At 47.9% G+C, this 21092-nt stretch carries 18 protein-coding genes; all 18 read left to right on the top strand.

Going from position 1 to position 21092, the window contains the following annotated elements; genetic code table 11:
- Window positions 1–117: 117 nt before the first annotated feature.
- The 18 genes from speD (at window position 118) to ACUYLD_RS23065 (ending at window position 21047) form a co-directional block, all read left to right on the top strand.
- On the top strand, window positions 118–516 hold the full coding sequence (gene speD, locus ACUYLD_RS23150; RefSeq protein WP_025365654.1) for an adenosylmethionine decarboxylase: 399 nt from the start codon (window positions 118–120) through the stop codon (window positions 514–516).
- A 249-nt stretch (window positions 517–765) separates the two neighbouring features.
- Window positions 766–2160: a glutamyl-tRNA reductase gene (hemA, locus tag ACUYLD_RS23145; protein ID WP_069290219.1), complete on the top strand. Its 1395-nt coding sequence runs from the start codon at window positions 766–768 to the stop codon at window positions 2158–2160.
- 16 nt (window positions 2161–2176) lie between these two features.
- Window positions 2177–3004 carry a cytochrome c biogenesis protein CcsA gene (ccsA, locus tag ACUYLD_RS23140; RefSeq protein WP_061828817.1) on the top strand — a complete coding sequence of 276 codons (828 nt, stop codon included), beginning with the start codon at window positions 2177–2179 and terminating at the stop codon, window positions 3002–3004.
- Between the two features lie 8 nt (window positions 3005–3012).
- Window positions 3013–3660, top strand: a complete 648-nt coding sequence (locus ACUYLD_RS23135; RefSeq protein ID WP_061828816.1) for a precorrin-2 dehydrogenase/sirohydrochlorin ferrochelatase family protein — start codon at window positions 3013–3015, stop codon at window positions 3658–3660.
- 1 nt (window position 3661) lies between these two features.
- Window positions 3662–4588, top strand: coding sequence for a hydroxymethylbilane synthase (gene hemC, locus ACUYLD_RS23130; RefSeq protein WP_446676085.1), 927 nt, complete (start codon window positions 3662–3664; stop codon window positions 4586–4588).
- Between the two features lie 4 nt (window positions 4589–4592).
- Window positions 4593–6149: a uroporphyrinogen-III C-methyltransferase gene (gene cobA, locus ACUYLD_RS23125; protein ID WP_250266511.1), complete on the top strand. Its 1557-nt coding sequence runs from the start codon at window positions 4593–4595 to the stop codon at window positions 6147–6149.
- Window positions 6150–6196: 47 nt separating this feature from the next.
- Complete coding sequence (gene hemB / locus ACUYLD_RS23120; RefSeq protein WP_028541574.1) at window positions 6197–7195, top strand: porphobilinogen synthase; 999 nt, start codon at window positions 6197–6199, stop codon at window positions 7193–7195.
- 30 nt (window positions 7196–7225) lie between these two features.
- The gene (gene hemL / locus ACUYLD_RS23115; RefSeq protein ID WP_235308614.1) at window positions 7226–8530 is read left to right on the top strand and encodes a glutamate-1-semialdehyde 2,1-aminomutase; all 1305 of its coding nucleotides are present in this window, start codon (window positions 7226–7228) and stop codon (window positions 8528–8530) included.
- Window positions 8527–9441, top strand: coding sequence for an RluA family pseudouridine synthase (locus tag ACUYLD_RS23110; protein WP_250266510.1), 915 nt, complete (start codon window positions 8527–8529; stop codon window positions 9439–9441). Before hemL ends, ACUYLD_RS23110 begins: the two co-directional genes overlap by 4 nt.
- Before the next feature lie 126 nt (window positions 9442–9567).
- Window positions 9568–10899: a LysM peptidoglycan-binding domain-containing protein gene (locus ACUYLD_RS23105; protein ID WP_446676084.1), complete on the top strand. Its 1332-nt coding sequence runs from the start codon at window positions 9568–9570 to the stop codon at window positions 10897–10899.
- 409 nt (window positions 10900–11308) lie between these two features.
- The gene (locus ACUYLD_RS23100; RefSeq protein WP_446676083.1) at window positions 11309–13975 is read left to right on the top strand and encodes a valine--tRNA ligase; all 2667 of its coding nucleotides are present in this window, start codon (window positions 11309–11311) and stop codon (window positions 13973–13975) included.
- 36 nt (window positions 13976–14011) lie between these two features.
- The gene (locus ACUYLD_RS23095; protein WP_103050167.1) at window positions 14012–15388 is read left to right on the top strand and encodes a bifunctional folylpolyglutamate synthase/dihydrofolate synthase; all 1377 of its coding nucleotides are present in this window, start codon (window positions 14012–14014) and stop codon (window positions 15386–15388) included.
- A gap of 6 nt (window positions 15389–15394) precedes the next feature.
- On the top strand, window positions 15395–16774 hold the full coding sequence (gene murC / locus ACUYLD_RS23090; RefSeq protein WP_013311605.1) for a UDP-N-acetylmuramate--L-alanine ligase: 1380 nt from the start codon (window positions 15395–15397) through the stop codon (window positions 16772–16774).
- A 166-nt stretch (window positions 16775–16940) separates the two neighbouring features.
- Entirely contained in the window at window positions 16941–18206 is a 1266-nt protein-coding gene (locus tag ACUYLD_RS23085; RefSeq protein WP_446676082.1) for an SPOR domain-containing protein, read from the top strand.
- A gap of 121 nt (window positions 18207–18327) precedes the next feature.
- Window positions 18328–18570: a DUF4321 domain-containing protein gene (locus ACUYLD_RS23080; RefSeq protein ID WP_023989955.1), complete on the top strand. Its 243-nt coding sequence runs from the start codon at window positions 18328–18330 to the stop codon at window positions 18568–18570.
- A 22-nt stretch (window positions 18571–18592) separates the two neighbouring features.
- Window positions 18593–19201, top strand: coding sequence for a Maf family protein (locus tag ACUYLD_RS23075; protein ID WP_061828812.1), 609 nt, complete (start codon window positions 18593–18595; stop codon window positions 19199–19201).
- Window positions 19202–19214: 13 nt separating this feature from the next.
- The gene (gene radC, locus ACUYLD_RS23070) at window positions 19215–19907 is read left to right on the top strand and encodes a RadC family protein (protein WP_025722728.1); all 693 of its coding nucleotides are present in this window, start codon (window positions 19215–19217) and stop codon (window positions 19905–19907) included.
- 105 nt (window positions 19908–20012) lie between these two features.
- Window positions 20013–21047 carry a rod shape-determining protein gene (locus ACUYLD_RS23065; RefSeq protein WP_013311600.1) on the top strand — a complete coding sequence of 345 codons (1035 nt, stop codon included), beginning with the start codon at window positions 20013–20015 and terminating at the stop codon, window positions 21045–21047.
- The last annotated feature ends 45 nt before the right edge of the window (window positions 21048–21092 follow it).

The following is a 21092-nucleotide window of genomic DNA, read 5'->3' as shown; positions in this document are numbered from 1 at the left end:
CTCAGGACATTGAATGTTGCGAGAGGTTATTCCCTCGGGAAGTGAATGACGTAGGTCCTAGCGGATGAAATTTTTTCAAACATTTTATTCCTAGGAAGGGGGAACCGAAAGATGGAATTGGAGTACTCAACTTTCGGAAGACACGTTGCCGTAGATACTTGGGGTGTTGAGTTTGAATTACTGAATGATGCGCAGTTTTTGGAGGCTCAATTAGTTGAAGCAGCTGAAGCTTGCGGAGCTACGGTGATGTCCGTTCAATCCAAGCAATTCGAACCACAGGGAGCTACCGTGCTTGTACTGTTGTCGGAGAGTCATCTCTCTATTCATACGTATCCTGAGAGAGGATTTGCCGCTATTGATTGTTATACTTGCGGTGAGACTGTCGATCCGCAGCTAGCTATTGATTACCTGGTATCCGTTCTAAAACCGAAAAAAACATATGCGAAGAAGCTGATTCGCGGCTTGGGAGAACTTCAGGTGGAATCACCGGAGTGCAAGCTGGCCGAGTTGGTGTAAATCGTTCTTTTATGGAGCCATTTGTGCGTCCTATATTATAACCATGGAACATTTCCATGGTTATTTGTTTTAAAAGTGGTTTACACTAAATCAAATCCTACAGAACGTGCTAGATATTCATGAACGCCATCCAATTTTCATAAACAATTCATAAAACAGCCGGAGGACATTCGGACTTCTGTGATATAATTAACATAGTTTATGATAACAGTGGTTATTCTTATTACAGTTTAGGCAGGTGAATTTGCAATGCACATCGTCGTTGTTGGGTTGAATTATCGTACGGCGCCTGTGGAAGTCAGAGAGCGTTTTACATTTGCAGAAGAAGATTTGCCAAAAGCGCTGGAACAACTCAAACTTACCAAAAGTGTGTTGGAGGGCGTAGTTGTCGCAACCTGCAATCGGACTGAAATATATGTTGTGGTGGACCGCCTTCACATGTGCGGTTATTTTATACGCAGTTTTATGGAGCAATGGTTTGGCATTCCGCGTGATCAATTTACACAACATTTATATATATATGAGGACGAGCAGGCGATTCGGCATTTGTTCCGTGTGACTTGTGGCCTTGATTCTATGGTAATCGGAGAAACACAAATTTTGGGACAGGTAAAGAACGCTTTTCTTCAGGCTCAATCCCAGAAAATTACGGCAACGTGGTTTAATATGTTGTTTAAGCAGGCCGTCACATTGGGCAAGCGTGCCCATTCGGAGACGTCTATTGGAGAAAGTGCCGTATCTGTCAGCTATGCAGCAGTTGAGCTGGGCAAACGGATTTTCGGGATGTTTACCGATAAAAAGGTACTGATTCTCGGTGCTGGTAAAATGAGCGAGCTTACTGTTAAGCATTTGTACAGCGGTGGAGCAGCTGAGGTTATTGTAGCAAACCGAACCCTGTCCCGTGCGGAAGACCTTGCCTCTAAGTTCCATGGAACGCCGGTTACGATGGAGGAAGGCATGAATCGGTTGGCGGATGTGGATATTGTCATTAGCTCGACAGGTGCCCAGGGTTATATTCTGGATCGGACTCGGGTTGAAGCAAGTATGAAACGTCGACAGTCCCGTCCTTTGTTTATGATTGATATTGCGGTTCCGCGTGATCTCGACCCGGCTATTGGTGAATTACAGAATGTTTTCCTGTACGATATTGATGATCTGGAAGGGATCGTGGAGAGCAATTTGGAAATGCGCCGTACCGAAGCTACAAAAATCGAGCATATGATCGAAGATGAGCTTAGCGAGTTTTATCAATGGTTGAAAACGATGGGAGTGCGTCCGGTGATTCGTGCTTTACAGGAAAAAGCGGAGTCTGTACATCAGGATACGTTGGAAAGCTTGTTCAATAAGCTTCCCGAGCTGGATGAACGGCAACGCAAAGTGATTAGCCGCTTGACGAAAAGTATGCTGAATCAGATGATGCATGATCCGATCAATCGGGTAAAAGAACTGGCTGTTCAAAAGCAGGGAAATGAGGCCCTAGACATGTTTAGCCATATTTTTGCTCTGGAGGATCGTTTGGATGACGCCGCTCAGAAAGTAGATAAAAGCGATGCATCTGCGTTAATGAAACCGGAAGCCGGTGTTCATGAAAAAACCGTTCAGGCTCAGGCTTTGCCAGCGTCGTTTGCGCCGGCCAGCCTGTAAAGGTGGGTGAACAGAAGTGGCTTCAGGCATGCTTATATATGATTCAATGATTTATGTTTTTGCCCTGAGCCTTCTGTTTGTATTCTCGGATGGGATTCGTCGCAATGCGAATGCTAAACGGACAGGTACAGGGCTTCTTGTTGTCGTTCTGGTGCTCCAGCTTGCTTATATGGGGATAAGAACCTGGAATGAAGGGCATCTTCCTATTTTCGTGACCTACGATTTTCTATTTCTGTTCTCAGTTATTTTGGTACTGATTTCTTTGATTCTGACACGTTATCAGCGATCCGAATTTGCGGTATTGTTGCTTAATATTATTAGTTTTGCAGTGCTAGTGCTCAACAATATATGGATGGAGCCTCTCGACAACCCGCTTGGAAATTGGCATACCGTGCATGGTCTGCTCCTGATTCATATTGCGCTGGCTAATCTTGGTTTTGTAGCAATGACGGTAGCAGCTGTATTTTCGGGGTTATATCTGTTTTTGCATCGTAAATTGAAAGTAAAGAAATGGAATGACACGATCAGACGCCTGCCAAGTCTGGAAATGATGGATCGGTATACGCATATGGCGCTGTTGATTGGTACTCCTTTGTTGGGAGTCTCTATTGTAGTTGCCGTTATTTCTATTATTGCCGAGGAACGCTGGCGTCTCTTGCTAGATACCAAGGTGTTGATGACAGCGATTGCCTTGTGCGTGTATATTATATTTTTAGTGAGCAAAAGATTGAATCAGCGTTCAGGGCTTGTCATGGCAAAGTGGGCATTGGTCGGCTACACGCTATTGATTCTTAATTTTTTGCTGAATTCCTGGTCTGTATTTCATCAGTGGACGGGAGAGTGAAAAGCCTTTTGCAGCATTTTGTCCCGATTTCGTTGAATTGTAAGAATAAGATCTGTTGTGTTGTAGGTGGCGGTAGAATTGCGGAACGAAAGGTAAAGGGGATGATGGAAAGTGGGGCATTCATTACCGTCATTAGCCCGAATATAACGCCGGATTTACAGGTTCTGGCGGATCACAAGCAGCTCCACTGGGTAAATCGCGTATATCGCGAGGGTGACCTCCAGGGAGCCTTTCTTGTATATGCGGCGACGAACCAGAGAGAAGTGAATTATGAGGTTGCGCACGAGGCCAGACAAAGGGGTATACTGGTAAATGTGGCGGATCGATCGGAAGAGGGAGACTTTATAACGCCGGGTACCATTCGACGAGGAAGACTGACGATTAGTATTTCTACAGAAGGGGCTGGCCCTGCTGTGACCACTGATATTACATCAGCTTTGAATACGTTGTTTGGTAGCGAATACGAGCCATATCTGGATTTCATGCACGATATGCGACAGATCATCAAACGTAAGATAAGTTCCCCACAGCAAAGGACCAAACTACTGAGGCGCTTGGCGAGTAGCGGAATTTTGGATCAAATACGGCGTCATGAATTTATGGCTTGGACCGAAAAAGAAATAGACCTATGGATTGCGCAAAATCAGGAGGAATAACATGCGAACAATTGTGGTAGGCAGCAGACAGAGTGCGCTGGCGTTAACTCAGACCGGGCATGTCATTGAAGATTTGAACGCGCTGTGCGCGAAGCATGGAATGGATTTGCAATTTGTCGTGAAGAAAATCCTGACCAAGGGTGATCGAATATTGGATGTAACCTTGTCCAAAGTGGGTGGCAAAGGGCTTTTTGTCAAAGAAATTGAACAGGCCCTGCTGGCTGGTGAGATTGATATGGCAGTACATAGTATGAAGGATATGCCTTCCGAATTGCCGGAAGGGCTTGTCAACGGCGCTGTGCCGCGCCGTGAGGACCCACGTGATTGCCTGATCACATTGGGTGCCAAGAGCCTGGAGGATTTGCCTCAAGGGGCAAAGGTGGGCACGAGCAGCCTGCGCAGAGCCAGTCAAATCAAGTCCATGCGACCTGATCTACAATTGGAGCCTGTGCGTGGTAATATTGATTCCCGTCTGAAAAAGCTGGAGACGGAAGGTTTTGACGCTATCATTTTGGCGGCAGCAGGCTTGCATCGGATGGGCTGGAAAGAGCGAATTACATCCTATATACCGGAAGAAGACTGTTTGCCGGCGGTTGGGCAGGGAGCGCTAGGTATTGAATGTCGTGCGAGCGATGAAGAACTATTGGCCTTGCTGCGCCTTTACAACGACCGGGATACCTCGGCTACCGTTGCGGCAGAACGAACCTTTCTGGGCGTGTTAAATGGGGGGTGTCAAGTGCCGATCGGGGCTCATGCGGTCTGGGCTGGTCAAGAAATCAGCCTCACGGGCATGGTAGGCTCGCCAGATGGCGAGGTTATTTTGAAGGAAACGCTCCAGGGAAATGATTCGCAAAAGCTGGGAGAAGCGGTGGCGGCCAGTTTGATAGCCAAAGGAGCGGAACAGATTCTTGCGCAGGTGAGGGGATGATAGCATGGCAGGAAAAGTATATTTGGTAGGTGCAGGACCCGGAGACGCAAGATTAATTACGGTCAAGGGTTGGGAATGCATTCAATTGGGCGATGTCATTGTATATGACAGACTGGCAAGCCCGCGCCTCTTGGGATTAATGAAGCCAGGTGCCCAAAAAATCTATGTCGGCAAGTTGCCAGATCGTCACACCATGAAGCAAGAGGAAATTAATCAGCTGCTGGTGGATTTGGCCTTGGAAGGAAAAACAGTTGTTCGTCTTAAAGGGGGAGACCCCACTATATTTGGACGAGTCGGCGAGGAAGCCGGGCTACTGCGTAAACATGGTATTTCTTATGAAATTATACCCGGCATCACATCAGCAATCAGTGTGCCCGCCTATGCGGGCATTCCAGTCACACACCGGGATATGGCCTCATCGCTGTCTATCATTACAGGTCATGAAAGTCCCGATAAACTCGACAAAAGTATTCATTGGGATAAAGTGACGAACGCAACGGGCACACTGATCTTTATGATGGGTGTAGCAAAGATCGGCTATATCAGTGAACAGCTGATAAAACACGGCAAGCCGTCAAATACTCCTGTTGCCTTGATCCGTTGGGGGACCCGCGCTGAGCAGGATACGCTGGTGGGTACGCTGGCGGATATTGAAGCTAAGGTGAAGGCCGCGAATTTCCAACCTCCCGCCGTCATCGTTGTCGGAGAAGTGGTCAATCAACGTGAACAGTTAAAATGGGCTGAGGACATGCCTTTGTTTGGCAAGCGGATTTTGGTTACTCGCGCGCGTGCGCAGGCCAGCAGTCTGGTTCACCGGATTGAGGAGCTTGGTGGCGAGCCATATGAATTTCCAGTTATTCAGACGGTCGCCCCTTCGGACGAGCCAACCAAACAGGAAATTAAAGAGGCATTTGCGCGACTACCTGAATATGATTGGGTGTTTTTCACCAGCGTTAATGGAGTTGAATACTTTTTCACGCACTTAAAGGAACAGGGCAAGGACGTACGCATGCTGTTCAAAGCGCGTATTGCCGCAGTCGGACCAGCTACAGCAGCTGCGCTTCGGACACACGGAATTGTGGCAGAACAGATCGAAGGCCCTTTTCAGGCAGAAGGCTTGCTCGAAGGGTTTGAGCAGGATTTGCAGGCAGGGCAGAACGTATTTCTACCTAGAGGTGATCTAGCACGGCCGTGGCTGCCAGAAAAGCTGAGGGAGATGGGGCTTCATGTGACCGAGGCTGATTTGTATCAAACTGTGCTGGCAGCCAACACACAGGATGACGAGCTCCTCAAGCTGCTTGAGGAACGTGCCATTCATGCGATTACGTTTACGAGTTCCTCAACCGTCACCTTTTTTCTGGAAGCGCTCAGGCAAATGGGGATCCATGATCCGTTGTCGCTGCTGGAGGGAGTTACGATTGCTGTGATAGGTCCTTTGACCGGTGAGACAGCTACCCAAGCCGGTTTGACTGTGAGTTTTATGTCAGAGAAGGCAACCATTGAAAGCCTGATCCAATCGTTATGTGACTGGAAACGATCAAGTACTCTTATGACATTATAATTTTTTGTTTTTGCTAATGAATGTATAAAAAATGGAGGTTTGTATTCATGAGTGTTCCTTTTACTAGACATCGTCGTTTGCGCCAGTCGGCTGCAATTCGCAGTATGGTGCGTGAGACGGTATTAAATCCCGCTGATTTTATCCAACCGATCTACGTAACATTTGGCACTGGGGTGAAACAGGAAATTAGCTCTATGCCAGGTGTATACCGTTTTTCTCTGGATCGACTGGAGGAAGAACTAAAAGAGATTAGTGAGCTTGGCATTCCCGCCGTGCTCCTGTTTGGCATACCGGAAACAAAAGACAGTGTAGGGACTTCGGCTTTTGTGGACGATGGTATTGTTCAGGAAGCTACTCGTTTGATCAAGTCTCGTTATCCCGAACTGCTGGTTGTGGCTGACACTTGTTTGTGTGAGTTTACGGACCATGGACACTGCGGTATGGTACACATGCATGAGCATGATGGTGAGGTATGCGGTGAAGTATTGAATGATGAATCTCTTGAGGTGCTGGTACGTACAGCCGTTTCTCAGGCCAGAGCTGGTGCGGATATTATCGCGCCATCTAATATGATGGACGGTTTTGTACAAGCGATTCGGCAGGGGCTGGATCTGGAAGGCTTTTCACATATTCCGATTATGTCGTATTCCGTCAAATATGCGTCTGCTTTTTATGGTCCTTTCCGGGAAGCCGCAGATTCTGCGCCGCAGTTTGGTGACCGCAAATCCTATCAGATGGACCCTGCCAATGCACGTGAAGCATTGCGAGAAGCGGAGTCTGATGTGCTGGAGGGTGCGGATATGCTGATGGTGAAGCCTTCTCTTTCTTACCTGGACGTGATGCGCACGATTAAGGATCAATTTGATCTGCCTATGGTGGCTTACAACGTTAGTGGTGAATATGCCATGGTCAAGGCAGCCGCTCTCCAAGGCTGGATTGATGAAAAAGCAATGGTGCTGGAGATTTTGACAAGCATGAAGCGTGCGGGTGCAGATATGATTATTACCTATTCGGCCAAGGATGCGGCAAGATGGTTGAAGCAATAAGTCTATTTTCAGAAGATAGGAGTGGTCAGATTGATCGACGAACAACGAAAAGTGCGTAAGGATACGAACTCCAAAGTAGCCTTTGATGAGGCAAAACAATACATTCCGGGTGGCGTTAACAGCCCGGTACGGGCTTTTAAATCTGTTGGGATTACACCTGTGTATATCGACCATGGCGAAGGATCGCGTGTATATGATATTGATGGTCAATCCTATTTAGACTATGTATGTTCATGGGGACCGCTTATTATGGGCCATGCACATCCCGAAGTGGTTAAAGCTCTACAGGCTGCTGTTGTAAAAGGAACCAGCTTCGGCGCACCAACGTTGGCAGAAACCGAAATGGCCAAGCTCGTATGTGAGCGTGTTCCTTCTATGGACATTGTACGTATGGTTAACTCCGGAACTGAGGCGACTATGAGTGCGATTCGACTCGCACGCGGATTTACGAGCCGTAGTAAAATTCTTAAATTTGAGGGATCATATCACGGTCATGCGGACAGCTTGCTGATTAAAGCAGGCTCTGGGGTTGCGACATTAGGTTTGCCCGATAGTCCGGGCGTACCTGAAGTCGTAGCTACCCATACCATCACCGTCCCTTATAATGATTTGGCTTCGGTGAAGCTAGCTTTTGAGAAATTTGGCGAAGAGATTGCCGCAATTATTGTCGAGCCAGTAGCAGGCAATATGGGAGTTGTACCGCCACAGCCTGGATTTTTGGAAGGTTTGCGTGAGGTAACCCAGCAGTACGGAAGTCTGCTGATTTTTGATGAAGTGATGACTGGATTCCGGGTTGGACTTCATTCGGCTCAAGGTCGCTTTGGTGTGACGCCGGATCTTACCTGTCTGGGTAAAGTGATTGGTGGTGGACTCCCTGTAGGTGCTTACGGCGGACGTCGCGATATTATGGAGCAGATTGCTCCATCGGGGCCAATTTATCAAGCGGGTACGCTTAGCGGAAATCCGCTGGCTATGGCAGCAGGTTATTCGACACTTAAATTGCTGACGCCAGAAGTATACGATCGCCTGGAAGAGCGGGCAGCAAGACTTCAAGCCGGATTCGAACGTAATGCGAGCGAGCTGGGTATCCCTGTCACGATCAATCGCGTGGGTTCCATGGTTTGTCCATTTTTTACAGAAGAAAAGGTTGTCAATTTTGACACAGCTAAAACGAGTAATCAGGACCACTTCCGCCGTTACTTTACTGAAATGGTGAATGAGGGAGTCAGTGTGGCACCATCTCAATTTGAGGGTATGTTTGTGTCGGGCGTGCATACGGTAGAGGATATTGATGCCACCATTGAGGCGAACTATCGCGCGCTCAAACGTCTATGAGCTGGCAAGGTGGCTGGAAAAGAAGAGGACCGTGGCTGGAAGTCACGCCAGGACGGGAAATCACAGACGGGGAAAAAAACAATGCTGATGCTGTAGATCAGTGGTTGCTGAATCGTTTGGAATTACCGGAAAAGCTGTGGCGCAGACTGCGTCATGCAAAAGAGATTGAACTTACAGGGGACCGGCTGCGGCTGGCCCTTTTTCCTGTAATGAACCTTGGAATCACCCCTCGTTGGTATGATTTGAAGGTACTGTATGAAGATGATTTTTGCCTGGTAGTGCATAAACCGGCAGGTATGGCAGTACATCCGGACGGCGCTGTGCAGGATGGTCCGCTGACGTTGGATCATGCTGTCGCATCCTACTATGAGATGAATGGCATTCATGCGGCGGTACGGCATGTACATCGTCTGGATGTGGATACGACGGGCCCAGTGCTATATGCCAAAAATGAATTTGCGTTGCTCAAGCTGGACGAGCAAATGCGAGCTAAGGATATAGGCCGCAGGTATGTAGCTTTGGTACGAGGGAAAGTACCCCCATCGCTGCGAACGTTGGATTGGCCGATTGGCAAGGACAGGCATCATAAGCAGCGCCGTCGTGTATCTCCAACTGGGCAAAAGGCGGTTACCCATATTGAACTCGGGGAAGTATGGGGAAGCGGTCCAAGTGCAGTGAGTCTCGTATATCTGACGCTGGAGACAGGCCGGACGCACCAGATTCGCGTACATCTTAGTCATGCTGGCTACCCGTTGCTTGGGGATGTATTATACGGGGGGCGGGCTACTGATTTTGGCAGGCAGGCGCTGCACGGAGAGCGTCTTACCTTCTGTCATCCGCTGAGTGGCGAAACGATTACCGTGGAGGATGCTTGGCCGGATGATTTTCAAAAGCTACACAAACAGCTATAAAAGATGGCATGCCTTCTATTTTGGCGCATATACTTGAACCTAGAAACGGTTTGCAATATGGAGTTTCCGTGCGCCTGACCAGAAGTCAGAGGATGTGCGGAGACTGCCCAAAGGAGGATGCCATCCTTGAACAAACAACAGAATGATCAGCCGCAAGGCTTGCGTTTTGATATTTATGAACGCATTCATTTGACGGAGGAAGCTGCCGGGATTGCTGAGTTGGAGGAAATTGAGCTTCTGCCACGCATTCAGGTTGTAACCCACGGCGACCATGCCGCTTTGCGAGGGCATTTGCTGCTGGAGGGCGTGTACCGCACACCTGAACAGATCACGAGCGAGCTTCATCATTTGATCCCTGTGGAAATTACCATTCCGCTAAACCGCGTAGGGAGATTGGAAGATATCTCTGTCGAGATTGAAAATTTTGATGTGGACCTGCTTTCTTTACGTAGTCTAAACATTACAGGCGTTCTTTCTTTGCATGGCGTGGAAAGCTCGCACGCGGAGGAGACGGCGGTTTGGCTGGATGAGGAATTTACCGTAGTGCATGCACCTGAGCATCCGGTTCAATCCCTTTCCGCCGATGGAGAGCATCATCATGCAGAGGCCTATTCTACCAATGACTCGTCCTCCGATCACGTTACAGATCCTGAAACTTCCTACAGAGTGCCATCACAACAGGAGTCCGTTTCTTGGGAACAGCCGTCTGAGGACCATGAGGAACAGAAGTCATTGTCGGAACAGCAAGCTTATGAGTCGGCAGTAGATCCTAACCGATTCTATGAGCCTTGGACGGGCAAAGCAGTTGAAGACAGCTCTCCCGAGGTCAAGCATGAGCATGGGTCTCCGGAAGTGTGGGGATTTCAGCAAGAGGAAGCATGGGCAGGGGGAAATGAGCCCAAAGTATCTTCCGCATCTCCTAATATAGTATATGAACCTTTGCTGTCTGAACCGCATCCTGGCACGGAGTCCGAGGTCTATCTGGAGACACAGTTGGAAGCGAGTCAAGTAGATAACTTCGACTTCAGGCCTGAAGCGTCAGAACAGGTTAACCACGAGGCCCATGAGACCTTTACTGAGGATAAGCCAGAGATGCGTGTAGCGCTCAACAGTAAAAAGGATGAAGGGGCAGACGAGCCAGACCCGGTTGTCTACTCATCATTGCTCCAATCCAGCCGTTCGGTGAAGGAAGCCGAATACCAGCAGCAGTTGGAGCAGGAGCCGCAGGATCAGGATCAGAAAGCCGAAGAAGAGCGAGAGAATGCCAAGTGGAAGAACCTTTTTTTTCATACACAAGATGAAACACCTTTTCGCAAGGTGCGGTTATGCATTGTACAGCGCGAGGATACACTGGAAACCATAGCTGACCGTTATCAGCTCAGCACACGTGAGCTTCAACTGTATAACAGATTGGCGGAGCATCATGTGGAAGAAGGACAGGTATTGTATATCCCTTGATCCGGTTGCTGAAAAATGCACGGCGGGTGTTGACTATAGTCAATGGGAAATGTATGATGTGGTATAGTTATTGAAAGACTGAGATCGGGAAGAGTAGGCAGCAAGCCCTTCAGAGAGTGGAATTGCAGCGCTGTGAGGTTCCGCAGGAAGCTACTGGCCGAAGTCACCCGGGAGTCGCCTGTTTGAACGGTTCCTCATTTAATTCCTACGGAAGATAAGAGGCTCACGGTAGAATAAGGCCGGTCCGCAACCGTTATCTGCATAAAGTGTCACACCATGTGTAATGGATCAGTGGATACATACACTAGGGGTGAAACAAAGGTGGTACCGCGAGAGAACAGCCTTTCGTCCTTTGAGGATGAAAGGCTTTTTTTATTTGCCAATTGAAAAATCATGGAGGTATCCTGATATGTCAGAACAAGACAACAAGACAACCTTGGAAATGCCAACAACGTACGATCCAAAATCAGCAGAACAAAAATGGTACAAAACGTGGATGGAGAAGGGTTATTTCCGCGCTGGGCAACATCCAGAGGCAGAGCCTTTTACAATCGTTATTCCACCACCGAATGTTACAGGTATGTTGCATATTGGACATGCTCTTGACTTTACTTTGCAGGATATTATTATTCGCGCCAAGCGGATGCAGGGGTATGATGCCTTGTGGCTGCCAGGGGCAGACCATGCGGGTATTGCTACCCAAACAAAGGTAGAGCAAAAGCTGCGTGAAGAAGGCCTGACACGTTATGATTTGGGCCGCGAGAAGTTTTTGGAGAAAGTGTGGGAGTGGAAGGATCTTTATCTAGATAATATCCATAACCAATGGGAAAAGATGGGCTTTTCTCTCGATTATTCTCGTGAGCGTTTTACGCTGGATGAGGGACTGTCCCAAGCGGTACGTGAGGTATTCGTTAAACTGTACAAGAAAGGTCTGATTTATCGCGGTAAACGCATCATTAACTGGGACCCTGCTGCACGTACTGCATTATCGGACATTGAGGTGGAATACAAAGAGGTGAACGGAAATCTGTATCACCTGCAATATCCACTGAAAGACAGTAGCGGATTTATTACGGTAGCGACTACACGTCCTGAAACGATGCTGGGCGATACAGCTGTAGCTGTACACCCGGAAGATGAACGCTACAAGCAAATGATCGGCAAAACGCTTGTGCTCCCAATCATCGGACGGGAAATTCCGGTCATTGCGGATGATTATGTTGATAAAGATTTCGGTAGCGGCGCGGTTAAAATTACACCGGCTCACGACCCGAATGACTTTGAAATGGGACAACGTCACCAGCTGCCACAAATTACGGTGATGGACGAAACGGGAACGATGAATGCCGAAGCAGGCAAATATCAGGGCCTTGATCGTAGCGATTGCCGTAAGCAAATCGTCGCTGATCTGAAAGAGCAGGGCGTACTGATTCGTATTGAAGAGCACGTACACCAAGTAGGCCACAGTGAGCGTACAGGTGTAGTTGTAGAACCTTATCTGTCCACACAATGGTTTGTGGAAATGAAGCCTCTGGCAGCTAAAGCGATTGAAGTGCAGAAGGCTGGCAACGGAGTAAACTTTGTACCGGATCGCTTTGAACGTACTTATCTGCATTGGATTGAAAATGTGCGTGACTGGTGTATTTCCCGTCAATTATGGTGGGGACACCGTATTCCGGCTTGGTACGATGAAGAGACCGGAGAAGTTATTGTATCGGCGGAGGACCCTACAACTTTGCCTGAGTATGCTGGCAGAAAGTTAAAACAGGATGAGGATGTGCTGGATACTTGGTTCAGCTCGGCTTTATGGCCGTTTTCGACACTGGGCTGGCCTGAGCAGACAGAGGACCTCAAACGCTACTATCCGACTAATGTCTTGGTTACAGGCTATGACATTATTTATTTCTGGGTATCGCGTATGATTTTTACCGCGTTGGAGTTTACGGAAGAGATTCCGTTCAAGGACGTACTTATGCACGGGTTGGTTCGTGATGCGGACGGTAGAAAAATGTCCAAATCCCTCGGCAACGGTGTTGATCCGCTCGACGTGATTGACCAATATGGTACCGATGCCATGCGTTATATGATTTCCACCAGTAGCACGCCTGGGCAAGACCTTCGTTTCCGCTGGGAGCGGGTAGAGCAGGCCCGTAACTTTGCCAATAAAATTTGGAATGCGTCACGCTTTGCGCTGATGAATCTGGAAGGCGTCACTTCGGCAGATATAGACATTACTGGTGACTTAAGCACTGCTGATCGTTGGATTTTGCATCGTCTAAACGAAACTTCACGCGACATCACGCGTCTAATAGATGCTTATGAATTTGGCGAGACAGGCCGCCTTCTGTATAACTTTATTTGGGATGATTTGTGCGACTGGTACATCGAGTTTGCGAAGCTTTCCCTATATGGCGAAAATGCAGAGGCGAAAAAGAAAACGCAGTCCGTACTTGCATATGTATTGGATCGGACACTGCGCATGATTCATCCGTTCATGCCGTTTATCTCTGAGGAAATATGGCAGCATCTTCCGCATGAGGGGGAGACGATTACACTGGCCGCTTGGCCTGTTTATGATCCTTCTTTTGAGGATAAGGATGCAGTTGCAGAAATGAATTTGCTGATCGATGTAATTCGCGCTGTGCGCAATATCCGTGCTGAAGTCAACGTGCCGATGAGTAAAAAAATTGAATTACTCATAAAACCCGGTGATCAAGCCGTTCTCGATATCATTAACCGCAATGGGGAATATGTACGTAGATTCTGTAATACGTCTGAATTCGACGCGGGATTAGAATTCACCGTTCCAGATAAAGCGATGACATCTATAGTTAGCGGCGCAGAGCTATACCTGCCGCTGGCCGGACTGCTTGATATTGCCCAGGAAATTAGCAGACTGGAAAAAGAACTTCAGCATTTGAACAGTGAAGTGGAGCGCGTGGAGAAAAAGTTATCTAACCAAGGCTTTGTGGCGAAGGCACCAGCTAAAGTCATCGAGGAAGAGAAGGCCAAGCAAGCCGATTACTCAGATAAGCGCGCTAAAGTTATCGCACGTATTGAAGAACTCAAGGGATAATTTCACTCACAATAAAATGACCTGAAGGTGAAGAGGATGTCAGATACGATCAGGGGCGGAGACACGGCTCCTTTACAAAGCTATGATGAAGCAGTGGAATGGATTAACGGCTTGATTCCGTTTGGTATCAGACCCGGATTGGAACGAATTGAACAGCTAATGAGTAAGTTAGGTGATCCGCAACGACATCTGAAATTTGTGCATATTGCGGGAACCAACGGTAAAGGCTCGACTTGTGCATTTCTGACCTCTGTGCTACTGAAATGTGGGTACGATGTCGGAACTTTTACGTCTCCGTACATCACCCGATTTACGAACCGCTTTCAATTCAATGGGACCGATATTCCCGATGAAACGCTGGTTTTGCTTGCCAATCGCTTGTATCCGTTGGTGAAAGAAATCGCAGATAGTGAATTGGGATCACCTACAATGTTTGAGGTATCGACAGCGTTGGCTATTTTATACTATGCTACGGTATCTTTCCCAGATGTTGTGGTATGGGAGACAGGCCTCGGGGGAAGGATGGATGTAACTAATATCGTGAATCCAATCCTCTCGGTTATTACGAATGTCGGCTATGACCATACGGATATTTTGGGAGATACGCTCGAACAGATTGCAAGGGAAAAAGCCGGTATCATCAAACCGGGTGTACCTGTCGTCAGTTGTGTTTCCCAACCCGAGGCTATTCAGGTCATACGGGAAACGGCGACAAAGCAAGGAGCTACCTTGTACCTGGCAGGAGAACAGTTTACGTATGAACGGCTAAATGGGGATGAAACAGCTCAGACTTTTTCATTCGCGGGGCCCTTCCGACATATGGAAATTGACATCACGTTGTTAGGCGAGCACCAATGTTCTAATGCGGCAGGAGCTATGATGGCACTTGAGGTCCTGCGTCAGTATATGGCTTTTGTGTTGGATGATGCAGAATTGCTGGAGGGCTTTAGGCAAACTGCCTGGGCAGGGCGTCTCGAACAAGTCAGTACCTCTCCGAGAATTGTCCTTGACGGAGCTCATAATCCAGAAGGAGCACAGACGCTGGCCAAGAGTCTTCCTCAAGTGTATTCGTACAAAAAATTGGTTTTAATGATGGGGATGCTGTCAAACAAGCATCATGAAGCATACTTGCAGCATATACTGCCACTAGTGGATACGCTTATCCTGACCGAGCCCGATTTTCGCCGCAAAATGAATGCCGCTGAATTGGCTCATCTCGTGGAGAAGCTGCGGCCGTCTTATGCCAAAACGGATTTAAAAATAATTGTAGAAGGTGACTGGAAAAAGGCTCTTGGCCTGCTTCAGTCACATACGGAAGCGGAAGATCTGGGGGTGGTGTCCGGCACACTGTACCTTATTGCGGATGTACGGGCTACCCTTATGTATCAAACCGATTCGGAAAAAGGTTGGTGAAATTTGTTGATTACTTCGGAACATGTTCATTTTATCGGTATCGGCGGCTACGGGATGAGCGCGATTGCTCGGGTCATGCTGGAGATGGGTTATACCGTGACTGGCTCAGATGTGGCATCACAGGAGCTGACAGAAAAACTGGCGGCAAAAGGCGCAAAAATATATATTGGACACACGCCTGAGCATATTGCAGGCGCGGATATCGTCGTCTATTCAACAGCATTGTCACGTGACAATGTGGAGCGGGTGGCAGCGGAGGAATTGAATATTCCAACTCTGCATCGTTCGCAGATGCTGGCTCGCTTGCTTAACGAACGTAAGGGCATAGCTGTTGCGGGTGCGCACGGTAAAACGACAACTTCTTCCATGATCGCTCTGGTTATGGAGAGATGTAACGTTGATCCAACGTATATTATTGGCGGCGAAATCACGAATTTGGGGACGAATGCCAAAGCAGGTAAAAGCGAGTTTGTCGTTGCTGAGGCGGATGAGAGTGATGGTTCTTTCCTGCAATATCATCCTTGGCAAGGTATTGTAACCAATATTGAAGCGGACCATTTGGAAAATTACGATGGCGACTTTAATCGTCTGAAAAGTGCCTATGTACAGTTTTTGAGTCAAATTCGACCGGATGGAGCGGCTATTGTATGCGCAGATGATCAGAACATTCGGGAAATGTTGCCTCAACTTCAGACTCGGGTCATTACTTATGGAGTGGAGCATGAAGCGGATTATATGGCGACAGATATCCAATTAGGTGACCGTCGATTAAGCTTCACTATGAGCCGTAAGGGAACAGCACTCGGAACGATCGAACTATCTGTACCGGGTAAACATAACATGTATAATGCGATGGCTACTGTGATTTCCTGTTTGGAAGCAGGGATTCCATTTGATCAAATTGCTGCTACTATTGTAGAATTTCACGGAGCGAAGCGTCGTTTTCAAGTACTAGGTGAAAGCAATGACATACTGATTATTGATGACTATGCGCATCATCCAACAGAGATTGAGGCTACGATTAGCGCAGCGAGAGCGACTGGCAAGCGTATTATTGCTGTATTCCAGCCGCAACGCTATAGCCGTACCTTTTTCCTGCTCGATGCGTTCAGCCGCGCGTTTAGCGAGGCTAGTGAAGTCATAATTACCGATATTTATTCACCAGCGGGAGAAAAACAGATTGAAGGCGTGCATTCTTCCAAGCTCGTGGATTTAATCGTCCAAAACAGCAATGCTAATGCAATCTATTTGCCGACCAAAGAAGCCGTGATCGAGGAGTTGAAAGATCGGTTACAGCCGGGTGATCTTGTGCTGACGATGGGAGCGGGAGATATCTGGAAAGCAGGTGACGCGTTAGCGCGCCATCTTCGCGGACAGCAAGTGTAATACGTATATAATGAGTTGTTACGCCAATGAATTACATTTATTCAAGGGTATTCCGAACACGACTGTGTTTCGGGATACCCTTTTTTTGTAATGCTGGGGCATATATTCTTAGCTTGACTCATACAACAGACTATGAGGAAGTATGGGACAAGGAGGGAGTGCATCCATGAACAAGACCAAGATGACATTCCGGTTCGACCAACAGTTGCCGGAGACAAGCCGGGAGGATAAGCTACAGGTGCTTCCGTACAAAAACGAGTCGATTACGAACGAACAGCGTGAAACGATTAGAGATAAGGGGTTATATCAAAAAGATAAGCTTCATCAAGCTGATAACCCGCAAAAAGAAACGGAACGGATTAGAGGAATGAAGAAAAATACTGAAACTACGCAAGAAGCAGAGCTCAATGAGCCTGAGGATCTGAATAAACGCATTTCAAGTCGGCGCTTTGCTCCGACATTAAGAGTAGAAGAGGGATGGGATGACCCCTTTGGCCGTTCGGCGGCTTCTTGGTCAGATGCGGACGTTCTACCAGATAGCCTGGAAGAGGATGAGGAAGCTTATCATTCTGGCCAAGAGTACAGAAAGCGTCCGCCCCACCCTTCTAGATGGAAACTGGTTGGCTCTGTAGCCAGCGCACTGGTGACCGGGGGTATGTTTGGATATATTATGTTGTTACTGTTTAACGGAGGAGGCATGGTCCCGGGAGCAGACCCTTCAGTAGAAGAGGCTGTACCGGTCTTTAAAGAATCTGTTGGTGTGGATGAAATATCTGCAAAAGAGAATTCTGCCCCTGTCACTGTCATAGAGGCTCAGGTACCTCCACAAACCTACTATTTGCTGCAATATGGGGTGTTCAGCACTCCAGAACGTGCCTTGCAAGCAAAAGAAGAACTGTTGAAGGCAGGCATTGCAGCAGGAGGGGATACCGAAGACCAAAACCGGGTATATGCAGGAATATCACCAGATAGGGAGCAAGCCAAGTTGCTCAGCAATCAGTTGAAAACACAAGGAGTCGAATTGTATGTCCGTGAACTTGAATTGCCTGGATTCGAAAAAGCGGCTTACGGAGGCGAAGGTGATAAACTCATTAGCTTTTTTCAGTTAAGCAGTTCATTGGTGGGTAAGTTGAGCGGACTTTCCTCGACCTTGCTCGGAGAAGGAGGTCCGAATACGGTGCCAGCCTCCGACATGAAGGAGCTGAACGACTTGCATCAGCAGTGGACACAAAATATCACTGCACTTCCCACCGGTCTTTCGAAGGAAGCGACTGTCTCCGCAACCTCACTTGAAAAGGCGATGAACAGTGCGATCTCTGCACTTGGGGAATATAATAAGAATACAGCCAAGGAACACATTTGGGAGATTCAGTCCTCCATGATGGAATATGTTTTGCGTGAGAAGGAATTTATCCAATTCATAAAACAATAGGCTAACCATATTTTCCGGCAAGGAACTGGAAATAGTTCCCCATGCCGGATTTCTGTTTGTATTGCAGTACAAATCACCGTATAATAATGAAGGTGTCAAAAAATGGCGAGGGAAGATCAGGATGAAAAAAAATGTAGGAATGCTTATACTGTTTTTGTTGCTCGGTTGGCTCTTGGGTGCATGGATTGCCAAAGCCCTTCAATCGATCAAATTCCTTTCCTTTCTGACCCACCCCACTAGGATATCTTGGTCGCCGAGAGCGGACCTAGATATTATCAGCTACAACATAACGATAAATTTTGAATTGAGCCTGCTTAGTCTGATCGGCATCATTGCCGCGTTCTGGCTGTACCGCAGGCTCTAACTGATGAAAAGGAGCTTCCCTTATGGACGGGAAAATTACGCCCCGCATTATTCTGGCATCGACTTCACCAAGAAGGAAGGAATTGCTCGCATTTTTGAGACTCCCCTTTGAAGTGGTGCCGAGTCATGCGGATGAGAGCACGCCTGAGAGCTGGACGCCTCAGCAAATCGTGGAGACCCTTGCGGCACGCAAAGCCGAAGCGGTCGTGAACACCGCCACTCAGTCGAAGGAAGCCGGACTGGTGATTGGCAGTGATACCATTGTCGTGCTGGATGGCTCGGTACTGGGCAAGCCTGCCGACCATGCGGATGCGGTTCGTATGCTGACTGCATTGCAGGGAAGAACACACCGTGTGTACACGGGGGTAGCCTGCATACATACCGGAACCGGCGAAATGCTTGTCAGACATCGCCAAACGGAGGTTACAATGAAGCCTCTGAGTCAAGAGCAAATTGTGGCATACGTGAATACTGGTGAACCGTCTGATAAAGCAGGAGCGTATGGCATTCAAGGCATGGGTGCTACGCTGGTGGAATCTATTCAGGGTTGTTATTTTAACGTCGTAGGATTGCCGCTTTCCTTGCTGTCGGACATGCTGTCCGATTTTGGAGTGAATGTGTTGCGTCCATAAAGGGGATAAACATATGCTGGAGTCGCCAATACTGATGCTTCGCGACCTCCCCCATGAAGAACGACCAAGAGAGCGCATGATGACATATGGGGCGGATGCCTTAAGCAACGCGGAGTTGCTGGCAATATTGCTGCGTACAGGAACGCAAAATGAGTCTTCGGTGCATTTAGCGCAGCGTATTTTGCAGCAGGCAGGAAATTTGCGTCAACTGGTGGATATGAGCTTGAGCGAGTTGACCCAGATTAAGGGCATTGGGGATGCTAAAGCGATACAGCTAAAAGCGGGTATCGAACTGGGACGTCGATTAGCGTTGTCTCGCCATTTGGAGACCCCGGTGATTAGTTGCCCGCGGGATGTGGCAGATCTGCTGTTTGAGCAGCTTCGTTATTTGCAGAAAGAGCATTTTGTATGCTTGTTCCTTAACACTAAAAATCATGTCATTGCTCAGGAAACACTATCTATGGGGAGCCTGAATTCTGCCATCGTGCATCCTCGTGAAGTATTTCGGGCAGCAATCAAATGCAGCAGTGCTTCAATAATTTGCGCTCATAACCATCCGAGCGGTGATCCGAAGCCAAGCCCGGAGGATGTCCAGTTGACTCGCCGCCTGATGGAAGCGGGCAACATCGTAGGTATCGACGTGCTTGATCATATTGTGATCGGGGACGGGACCTTTGTAAGTTTGAAGGAACAAGGTCTGATATAATATAATATTTAAATCAAACATTTAAACACGACCGGATAATCCGGCCTGAATAAACCGTTTATACATGGATAACAGATTTCAGGGAAGAGAAAAGGAGATTACATCATGCTGGGTGGCTTTACAAAAGATTTGGGAATAGACTTGGGGACGGCAAACACGCTTGTATATGTAAGAGGTAAAGGAATTGTGGTTCGTGAACCATCTGTAGTTGCTTTGCGTACAGATACCAAAACCATTGAGGCTGTTGGTGAATCTGCGAAAAAAATGATCGGTCGCACACCGGGGAATATCCGTGCGATTCGTCCGATGAAGGACGGTGTCATTGCTGATTTTGATACAACAGCAACGATGATCAAATATTTTATCCGTCAGGCGCAAGCCCAACGCTCTTTGTTTCCACGCCATCCGAACGTGATGGTTTGTGTGCCTTCAGGCATTACTGCGGTGGAGCAGCGTGCTGTTGAAGATGCGACGAAGCAAGCAGGTGCAAGAGAGGCATATACGATAGAGGAGCCGTTTGCAGCAGCAATTGGCGCTGATCTTCCTGTATGGGAGCCTACAGGCAGTATGGTTGTCGATATCGGTGGAGGTACAACCGAGGTGGCAGTCATCTCCCTCGGCGGGATTGTAACAAGCCGCTCCGTGCGTGTGGCAGGCGATGAAATGGACGAGTCCATCATCCAATACGTGAAGCGCCAATACAATCTGATGATTGGTGAACGGACTTCAGAGCAACTGAAAATGGAAGTTGGTTCAGCTATGCCATTAGAACAAGTGGAAACCTCGGAAATCCGCGGACGTGATCTGGTAACAGGTTTGCCGAAGACGATTACGATTACTTCTGATGAAATTAGCGAAGCATTATCGGATACAGTCAATGCAATCGTGGATGCGGTCAAAGTAACATTGGAAAAATGCCCTCCCGAGTTGGCAGCGGACATCATGGATAGAGGAATCGTACTGACTGGTGGTGGAGCACTTCTGCGTAATCTGGACAAACTGTTGGCAGGTGAAACCGGAATGCCGGTGATCGTAGCAGAAAATCCTCTGGATTGTGTGGCAATCGGTACAGGCAGAGCGCTGGAAAATATTCATTTGTTCAAATCGCGCAGCAGTTCTGCCGTCCGTTCCAAACGTTGAATCGGGGGTGTAGGAACTGTTTAAGCTGTTTGGCAATAAAAGACT

It is taken from the genome of Paenibacillus sp. SER-28 (assembly GCF_052906305.1).
The sequence above is the reverse complement of the archived record's forward strand: the minus strand, read 5'-3'. Positions and strand labels throughout refer to the sequence as shown.